At 29.6% G+C, this 9269-nt stretch carries 7 protein-coding genes; 2 read left to right on the top strand and 5 right to left on the bottom strand.

Annotated features, from left to right (window positions below):
* Positions 1–1974 (bottom strand): ATP-dependent Clp protease ATP-binding subunit (locus SPD90_RS01010; protein WP_320924047.1); only part of this gene is annotated, 1974 nt, incomplete at its 3' end.
* A gap of 266 nt (positions 1975–2240) precedes the next feature.
* Positions 2241–2831 (bottom strand): TMEM175 family protein, encoded by a 591-nt coding sequence (locus SPD90_RS01005; RefSeq protein ID WP_320624940.1) that lies wholly within the window; start codon positions 2829–2831, stop codon positions 2241–2243.
* Between the two features lie 327 nt (positions 2832–3158).
* Here SPD90_RS01005 and SPD90_RS01000 point away from each other — a divergent pair, with 327 nt between their 5' ends.
* Positions 3159–3749 (top strand): DUF2284 domain-containing protein, encoded by a 591-nt coding sequence (locus SPD90_RS01000; RefSeq protein ID WP_320624939.1) that lies wholly within the window; start codon positions 3159–3161, stop codon positions 3747–3749.
* Between the two features lie 166 nt (positions 3750–3915).
* Here SPD90_RS01000 and SPD90_RS00995 read toward each other — a convergent pair whose 3' ends face one another.
* The 3 genes from SPD90_RS00995 to SPD90_RS00985 are packed head-to-tail and all read right to left on the bottom strand — an operon-like array spanning position 3916 to position 8120.
* Positions 3916–5262, bottom strand: a complete 1347-nt coding sequence (locus SPD90_RS00995; protein WP_320924046.1) for a CCA tRNA nucleotidyltransferase — start codon at positions 5260–5262, stop codon at positions 3916–3918.
* A gap of 21 nt (positions 5263–5283) precedes the next feature.
* Positions 5284–6612, bottom strand: coding sequence for an FAD-dependent oxidoreductase (locus tag SPD90_RS00990; RefSeq protein ID WP_320924045.1), 1329 nt, complete (start codon positions 6610–6612; stop codon positions 5284–5286).
* A gap of 2 nt (positions 6613–6614) precedes the next feature.
* Positions 6615–8120: an NAD(P)/FAD-dependent oxidoreductase gene (locus SPD90_RS00985; RefSeq protein WP_320924044.1), complete on the bottom strand. Its 1506-nt coding sequence runs from the start codon at positions 8118–8120 to the stop codon at positions 6615–6617.
* Between the two features lie 250 nt (positions 8121–8370).
* Here SPD90_RS00985 and SPD90_RS00980 point away from each other — a divergent pair, with 250 nt between their 5' ends.
* Positions 8371–9153 (top strand): SH3 domain-containing protein, encoded by a 783-nt coding sequence (locus SPD90_RS00980; RefSeq protein ID WP_320924043.1) that lies wholly within the window; start codon positions 8371–8373, stop codon positions 9151–9153.
* Positions 9154–9269 lie beyond the last annotated feature (116 nt).

Here is a 9269-nt window from a genome sequence, read left to right as displayed (position 1 = left end):
ACGACGAGTTAAAACAAGACTAGATAAGGAGTGTTTTTCCAAGTATTCAGACATATCTATTCTTATTATGTTGTCTTCGCTGTCGAATAATGAACGAGCTAGAGTTTTTGCAAGCTCAGTTTTACCTACACCAGTTGGTCCAAGGAAAATGAATGAGCCTATAGGTTTATTTTCATCTTTAAGTCCAGCTCTTGCACGAATTACTGCATTTGATACTGCTGTAACTGCTTCGTCTTGTCCTATTACTCTTTCGTGAAGCTCATCTTCAAGTTTAAGAAGTTTTTCTCTTTCTCCTTCTACTAGCTTAGTTACAGGGATACCTGTCCATTTAGATACTATTTCAGATATTTCGTTTTCTGTAACTTCTTCTTTAAGTAGAGCTGTATCGTAGCCTTCGTTTATTTTTTCTTCGTATTCTTTAATTTGAGCTTCTAGCTTTGGAATTTCGCCGTATTTTATTTCAGCGACCTTGTTGAAGTCATATTCTCTTTCGTATTTTTCAACTTGTCCTTTTACTTCATCAAGTCTTGCTTTTAAGTTTCTAACCTTTAATATTTGATCCTTTTCTTTTTCGTATTTAGCAGTCATTTCGTCGTCTTTTGCTTTTAATTCTGCTAATTCTTTTTCTAGATCTTCAAGACGTTTTTTACTCTTTTCATCTTCTTCTAATAAAAGTGCCTCCCTTTCAGTTTCTAGCATAAATAGTTTTCTTCTGACTATATCTAGCTCTGTAGGAAGTGAATCTATTTCACTACGTATCATAGCACCGGCTTCATCGATTAAGTCAATTGCTTTATCTGGTAGGAATCTATCTGTTATATATCTATCAGAAAGCTTAGCTGCAGCGACTATTGCGTTGTCGTGAATTCTGATTCCATGATGTATTTCAAAACGTTCTTTCAATCCTCTAAGAATAGATATTGTATCCTCTACAGTAGGTTCGTCAGCTATTACTGGTTGGAAACGTCTTTCAAGTGCTTTGTCCTTTTCTATATATTTTCTGTATTCGTCGAAAGTTGTAGCACCTATACAGTTTAATTCACCACGAGCAAGCATAGGTTTTATTAAGTTTCCTGCATCCATAGATCCTTCAGTTTTACCAGCACCTACTATTGTATGGATTTCATCTATAAATAGTATTATTTTACCTTCAGAGCTTTGAACTTCTTTTAAAACTGCTTTTAGACGTTCTTCAAATTCACCACGGTATTTAGCACCAGCGATTAGAGCACCCATATCTAGTGAGAATATGATTTTGTCCTTTAATCCTTCTGGAACATCTCCTCTTACGATTCTCTCTGCTAGACCTTCTACTATAGCAGTTTTACCGACACCAGGTTCACCTATTAGAACTGGATTGTTTTTAGTTCTTCTAGATAAAATTCTTATAATTCTTCTTATCTCTTCATCTCTACCTATAACTGGATCTAGCTTGTGTTTTTTAGCTAAATCTACTAAGTTAGTACCGAACTTGGCTAGAGCATCGTAAGTTCCTTCAGGGTCGTTTGAATCGACTCTTTGACTACCTCTTACACTTGATAGAACTTGTAAGAAGTCGTTTTTAGTGATTCCGTATTTTTTAAGTATTTTACCGACAGCTGAGTTAGCTTCTGTATCCATCATAGCAAGCATTACGTGTTCTACACTTATATAAGAATCCTTGAAATCCTTAGATATTTCTTCAGCTTTAATTAAAACTTCTTCAATTCTTCTAGAAGCAGTTACACCTTGAGATGAAATACCTTCTCCGTAAATTTGAGGTAATTTATCTAATTCTTCATCTATGCTGTTTTTTACAGCTGCAACAGATACGTTCATTTTTTCAAAAATATTAGGAATTAAACCATCCTCTTGGTTTACTAAAGCAGAAAATAGATGAATAACATCTACTTGTTGATTGTGATGTTTAACAGCCTCATTGTAGGCTTCGTTTAAACTTTTTTGAACTCTCACGGTTAATTTTTCTATATCCATAGTTCATCCCTCCATTTATTATATTATGTCCTAAATAAAGAGAAATAGATATGAACTTACCGAATTTTGATAAGCCTTTTGACTTTTGCAATTACCCTAAAAAATAAATAAAAAAATACTTAAAAAACTCTCACTTTAAAATTATTGCATAAATCGAGAGTTTTATTAATTAAATAAGATTTATCTAAATCTTTAATTCATATTATAGAACTTTTTTTAAAAAAATCAATACCTTTTTATTAAAATTATTTATTAATTTTTAAAGCTTATTCCATATTCTTTTCAGGTATAAATAAGTTAAATAACGATGAAATAACTGGTAAAATAATAAAGCATATTATTGAAAATTCTGGGAATAATATTGAAAGTCCAATAATTGCAATTAAAAATGCAAATGCTATTATTGTACGCATGAAGGAACTTTTTTTCTTCCTATTTTGGTTGAATTTTATATTGTCTTTGTTTTCCTTCAAAATTGAACGAAATAAAAGTCTCAGTATAAAATCGCATAGAATATATATAACTGCATATCCCAATGCTGGTATGACTTCATCTGGAAACAACAATACCCATTTCATAAACAATGGTATTAATGATAAAACACATAAGAAAATCAAATTTTTCCATACAAAGCTTCTAGATACATTATCCACCTTATCTAGTAGATGATAATGTCTATTCCATTGAGTCCCGACAATTATAAAACTTGCTAAAAATATCAAAATTGATTTTCCGAAATCAAGTAATTCATTTGCAGTTATAGTTTTTGGTAGCGGTATTTCTAATACCATTAGCGTTATAATAATAGCAATAAGACCGTCTGAAAAACCTTCTAATCGTGATACAGATAATTTCATATATGCCTCCTAAATTCTATCAATATTTGATAATCTTGTTAAATATTTTATAAACTTGAAATAATCTTGTCAAGTTTTTGTAATAAAACTAACTTTTTTACAGTTTAAAACTTAATAATTTAAAATTCTAATCATTTTTTGATTCTTATATATTATTTTTTAAATAAAAAATAAAATTTAATTTTTAAATTAAACGTTAATTTTTTAACTTTTGATTTTATATTTTACATATATTTACAAAAAGTCTAAAAAAAATAAAGGAAAATACACATCTATCGTGAATTTATAATATAATTAAATAAATATTATTTTTATAGGGGTGATGAAATGAAAAAAATTAAATTTGAAAAGAATGGAAAAATTTTCAATTTAAAAGCTGTTGTATGTGAAAATGAATATTTGATTAAATTTATGAATAGAGATTATTTTTATAACCTATGTAAAGATGAATGTCCAAATTTTAATAAGAATTGGTCTTGTCCTCCAAACAGCCCTAGGTTCGATGAATTTGTAGAGGATTATAAAAATTCTCTAGTCGTAGAGCTAACAAGCGAAGTAGAAGATGGAGAAGAATTTATGGAAGCTTATTCTGAAAATAGGGAGACTTTAGAGGCATTACTATCTAAAATGCAAATAGATTTTGAATGCCTAAAGACTTCATGTGGAGCATGTAATCTATGCGAAAGATGCGCAATTTTAGATAATAAAGATTGCTATAGTCCAGAAAAAATGAGATATTCAATGGAGGCAATGGGTGTAGACTTACAAAAGATGTCTGAAGAAATATTCGATCATAAAATCTCTTGGAATAGTGAAGCTGAAAAAGCAAAGGTATGTACATCAATAGGTTCTATACTTTTCAATGGAACATTTTTAGAAGATGATTTTTGTGATTTAGCTAGAAATTATAGATTTTAATTGAAGCTTTAAAAATTATATATTATTTGAGTTATATAACAACATGATAATAAAAAAATAAATAAAAAATGGCGATGAGGTAAATGTTAGTATTTTTATATAAGATAATCGGGATAAAAGGGTAATCTAAACTTGTGATTACCCTTTTAAATATTGATTGACTTTACTATAGTAATTGTTTTTTATTTATATCAGCTGAAACATGTCTTAGCACTTCTTCCTTAGGTACTCCAGATAAATGCAATTTATGTCCAAATTTTATGTATTCTGAAAACTGTTCTCCAGGCTTTAGTCCAAGTGAGATAAGGTCTTTTCCAGTTATTTGAGGCTTTTTCATTAGGTTTTTGTAATCTTCAAGAGAAGCTCTAAGTATCTTTTCTATTTCATCGTAGTCATGGATTTTATCTCTTCCAAGAGAATCTGCCCTTGCAAGTAGTATCAAGTCTTCAGGGCATATTGCTTTATCCCATAGCTTCATCATAGATTTTTTCTTAGCTATATTGTACATTTGGTTCGGTTTCATATGAAGCTCTACTAAGTTTAAAACCTCTTTCTTTAAGTTTACTTTATTTAATCTATCTAAAAATGCTTCTGTTATTTTAACACTTTCTAGCTCGTGCTTATAAGAAGTTACCTTTCCATTTTCATCTATTTTTGTAGTTACAACCTTTCCAAAATCGTGGCACATAGCTGCCAGCATGAATGCAAGAGGATCCTTTGCATCTTGTCTTAATTTTGCGGCTTGATTTAAAACAAGCATAGTATGATTAAATACATCTCCCTCTGGATGATGTTCTTTAGGCTGCTTGACACCTATTAAATCCTCAATCTCTTTAAACCAAGTTGAAAGCTGATTCATATATCTCAAAGCTTCAAAAAATACAGAAGGCTTATCTGATTTTAATAAAGCCTTTTTTAATTCTTCAAATACTCTTTCAAAGGCAAGTGCTGATAAATCCATTTTTGAAGATAAGTCGATTGTCTTTTGATCTATTTTAAAATCGAATCTAGAAGCAAATTGAGCTGCTCTAAATACTCTAAGTGGATCTTCGCAAAAAGACTCGTCGTTTACATGTCTTATTATTTTATTCTTTAAATCGTAGACTCCTCCAAATGAATCTATAACTTCACCTGTCAAAATATCCTTCATAAGAGCATTCATAGTAAAATCTCTTCTCTTAGCTGCTTCTTTAAATCCTATAAATGGATCTACATATATTTCAAAATCTCTATGACCTCTACCGCTAGATTTTTCCTTTCTAGGCATTGCTATATCGATATCGTATCCTTTTAAATTAAAAACACCAAAGGAAGCTCCTATTTTTTTAACTTCTCCAAGAGAGCTCAAGATCTCTAGTAATTTTTCAACTTCTATATTGTGAACTTCTATATCTACATCTTTGATTTCTTTTCCCAATATTTCATCTCTGACACATCCACCTACTAGAAATGTTTGTCCGCCATTTTTAGAGACCTGTTTTGCTATTTTTATTGCCATATCCATGTCATTCATAGCAACACCTCCTTTTTAATATCATATATTTCTACAGCTTACTATATCTACACCTGTATTTAAAATATTTTCAATTATCACATCTCCCATTTTTATAGGAGAGCTTATTTCTATATTATATATTATATTTATAGCCTCGTAAATATATTTAAAATCTAAAGGCTTAGAAGTTTTTATAGGCAGTCTATCTTTAGAATTTTCGATTTTTACAGTCGATGTTATAGATCTTTTCTTATTTATTATTTCATCTTTGAAAAATTCAATTCCTTTTTCACATAAATTGCCTTCTATATCTCCTGTAGCTGATTGTTTTAAATTACATCCATTAGGACAGATTAAGCATGTGATTCCATCAGTAGATACAGAACTTTTATCTACTTCGACTTTATCTATATCTACAAGCTTTTTGGATTTTATATATTCGCTAGCAATTTTTCCAACGTATTCACCGTCGTAGCTTACATCGTCGACTAGAGAATATATTTTACATATATTTCCACAGCAGAATACACCTTCTATACTGCATTGATTGTATTTATCCATATTTATTTTTTTTGAATCTATTTTCATATTGCTGTTAATCGGAACAGTCAAGTTCGGTGTAAGTCCTATAGATGTTATAAGTGTATCGCATTTTATAATTTGTTTTTCGTCGTTTTTTATGTTTTTTACTACGACTGCCTCTATTCTTTCAGTACCTTTTATTTCACAAATAGTGCTGTTTTTTATAACTGGTACATCGAAATCCTCTACACATTCTTTAAAGTTCCTTTTGTTGCCACCTATTTTATCGTTGATTTCTATTATAGCCTTTACTTTGATATTATTTAAAATAAGTCTTCTGCACATTATAAGTCCTATATCGCCTGAACCAAGTATAACAGCTTCTTTTCCTATTTTGTAGCCTCTTTTATTTAATATTTGCTGAGCTAATCCACCAGTATAAACTCCAGACGGTCTACTTCCAGGAATTTTAAGTTCTTTTATATGTCTTTCTCTAGCGCCTACAGATAAAATTATAGATTTTGCTTTTATTTTATGTATTCCTTCTTCATTTGTCAATGTAATTACTTTATCCTCTGATATATCTGAGCAAAATGTATTTAACATTACATCTATGTTTTTTTGATATATCTTGTGGCTTAAAACCTGTGAATATTCAGGACCTGTTAAATTTTTTTCTAAATAGTGCACACCAAAGCCTTGGTGGATACATTGATTTAAAATTCCACCTAACATGTCGTCTTTTTCTACGATTAATATATCATCTATGCCGTCGTTTTTAGCACTTAAAGCAGCACTTAATCCGGCTGCACCTGCTCCTATTACAACTAAATCTCTATACTCCATATCTATTCCTCCACAAAAAATTCAGATCCTTGGTTTGATTTTTGTAATTTTTCAATTGGAATTTTAAGCTCTCTAGACATTATTTCCAAAGCCTTTAAAGTGCAAAAATTACCTTGGCATCTTCCCATACCTATTCTAGTTCTTTTTTTTAATCCATCTAAAGTTGTGGCGCCGCATTTTCTATGTATAGCATCTAAAATTTCACCTTCTGTAATCATCTCACAATTACATATGATATTTCGATACGATTTATTTGATTTTATAAGATCATTTCTAGAAGCTTCATCTAGGTTTTTAAATTTTACGACTTTTTTTCGCTTTGGATTGAAGCTTTCGTTTTTTTCGACTTGTCCTAAAATTTCAACTACCATATTTGCTACATCCTCAGCTATAGCAGGTGCACATGTAAGCCCTGGAGATTTTATACCTGCTACGTTTATCAATCCCTTTACATCTGAGCTTTGTTTTACTATAAAATCCTTGCTCTTTTCTTTTTCAATCTCTCCTGTGTCTTTATTTTTTATAAATAAATTTGCATTCGGTCTAAATCCCGCAAAATAAGTTATGATATTATCTAGGTTTATACTTGGACATATTTTTTTAGCACTATTTTGTATAAAATCGAGTTTTTCTTTAGTTGTGAAGACGCTGTCGTTTTCCTTTGTATCCTCAGCTGAAGGTCCTAATAATATATTTCCACTCGTAGTTGGAGTAACTATTATACCTCTATTTTTTTTGTCATCTGGATCTTTTGTCATAAATACTACGTTGTTTACTATTTCGCCTTCTAATTTATCTAGTACTATGTACTCACCTTTTTTAGGTGCAACTTCAAAAAACTTGTCATTTGATATCATATTGTTTATTTTATCTGTATGTATACCTGCACAGTTAATCAATATTTTAGAATAGTATTTACTTTTATCTTTGCATTTTATCTCAAATAAAGCTTCACTATCGAAATCTTTTAATTTTTGCTTTGATATGCCTATTACTTCAGAATTTAATTTTAATGAGACTCCGTTTTCTATTGCATTTTCACAGGCAGCTATAGTCATCTCAAACGGATTTATAACACCAGTTGTAGGAGCGTATAAAGCTAGTGTAGCTTGATCGCTTATATTTGGTTCAAGCTCTAATATCTCTTTTTTTTCTAAAATTTTTATTCCTGGAACTTTATTTTTCACTCCATTTTTATATTTTTCATATATTGAATCTTTTCCTATATCGTTTAGTGATACTAAAAGAGAACCTATTTTTTTATATTCTACATCTAAATCGCTACATATTTCGTCGATAATTTCATGTGCTCTAGTGCAGTATTTAGCTTTAATAGTTTTTGGTTTATTATTATATCCACTGTGAAATATAGCGCTGTTAGCCTTGCTTACTTCTGAACATACATCGCTGTTTTTTTCTAATATCAAAACTTTAAGCTTGTATTTAGAAAGCTCTCTAGCGACGAAGCTTCCAACTACTCCAGCACCAATAATACAAATATCGTACATACGTATTTCCCCTTTCTAATTTATTAAAACCTTATTTTTATATTATCTATTATGATTACAAATTTGTAAATAAATTTTAATTGTATTTTTTTTCAATCTAAATTTGTTACCATTTGTTACATTTATCTTAAACTTAATTACTATTAGTTTACAATAGCTGTATTTTTTAACAAATAAAAATTAAGAGTGCTATAATAAACTTGTTTGTTAAAAAAATTAAAATTATTTTTATTTAAAGGAGGTATTTCAAATGAAATGCAATAAATTAAAAAAAGTTATGGTTGCAGGATTATCAATTACACTTTGTATGGGTGGAGCAATCGTTTCAAATGTACCCGTTATTAATAACTTAGCTAAACCAGTTTATGCTGATACAATTAAAGATACTGCTTTTTCAGCTACTGGAGTAATAAATAGCGATGTGTCTATGAGACCAGGACCTGGAACAAGTTATAAAAGACTTGATGCTTTGAAAAAAAGTACTAAAGTTGAAATAGTCGCTAAATCATCTAATAATTGGTATAAGATTAAATACAAAGATGGATATGCTTATGTGTATAATACTTATGTTACATTAGATAAAAACGACAACAAAGAAGTAGCTTATACTGCAACTGGTACTACAACAACTAATTTAACTGTAAGAAAATCAGCTTCTACTTCATCTACTAAATTAGGTACTTTGAAAAAAGGAACTAAAGTCAATATAGTTGCTAAAACATCTTCTTGGTATAAAATTAAATATAAAGATAGATACGCTTATGTTTCTAGTAAATATGTTACTATAAATTCTCCTGAATCTCCTGAAAAACCTGATGTTAAAGAAGTTCAAGGTGTTATAAACCACGATGTATATGTAAGAGAAGCTGGTTCTCCTACAGCTAAAAAAATAGGTGTTTTAACTAAAGGAACTAAAGTAAATCTTTTAGAAAAGACTAAAAACAGATGGTATAAAATTAACTACAAAGGTAAAACTGGATATTTTTATGGTCAATATGTAGATGTAACTACTTTACAAGAAACTAATTATTAAAATATTTATCATCTTATATTAAAACAAAAACATACAGATAAAAAAATGGCATCAAAGATGCCACCTTAACTGACATCTAACGGTTGTCAGTTTTTTTGTATTCAAATTTAGATCCG

The organism is Intestinibacter sp., assembly GCF_034113885.1.
In the GTDB taxonomy this organism is placed as follows: Bacteria; Bacillota; Clostridia; order Peptostreptococcales; family Peptostreptococcaceae; genus Intestinibacter.
This window is presented reverse-complemented; position numbering and strand designations above follow the sequence as displayed.

Bases quoted from the DNA above. Each gene is read 5' to 3' on its own strand.
- SPD90_RS01005 (WP_320624940.1), bottom strand. From the start codon at position 2,831: ATGAAATTATCTGTATCACGATTAGAAGGTTTTTCAGACGGTCTTATT.
- SPD90_RS00990 (WP_320924045.1), bottom strand. From the start codon at position 6,612: ATGGAGTATAGAGATTTAGTTGTAATAGGAGCAGGTGCAGCCGGATTA.
- SPD90_RS00995 (WP_320924046.1), bottom strand. From the start codon at position 5,262: ATGAATGACATGGATATGGCAATAAAAATAGCAAAACAGGTCTCTAAA.
- SPD90_RS00985 (WP_320924044.1), bottom strand. From the start codon at position 8,120: ATGTACGATATTTGTATTATTGGTGCTGGAGTAGTTGGAAGCTTCGTC.
- SPD90_RS01000 (WP_320624939.1), top strand. From the start codon at position 3,159: ATGAAAAAAATTAAATTTGAAAAGAATGGAAAAATTTTCAATTTAAAA.
- SPD90_RS00980 (WP_320924043.1), top strand. From the start codon at position 8,371: ATGAAATGCAATAAATTAAAAAAAGTTATGGTTGCAGGATTATCAATT.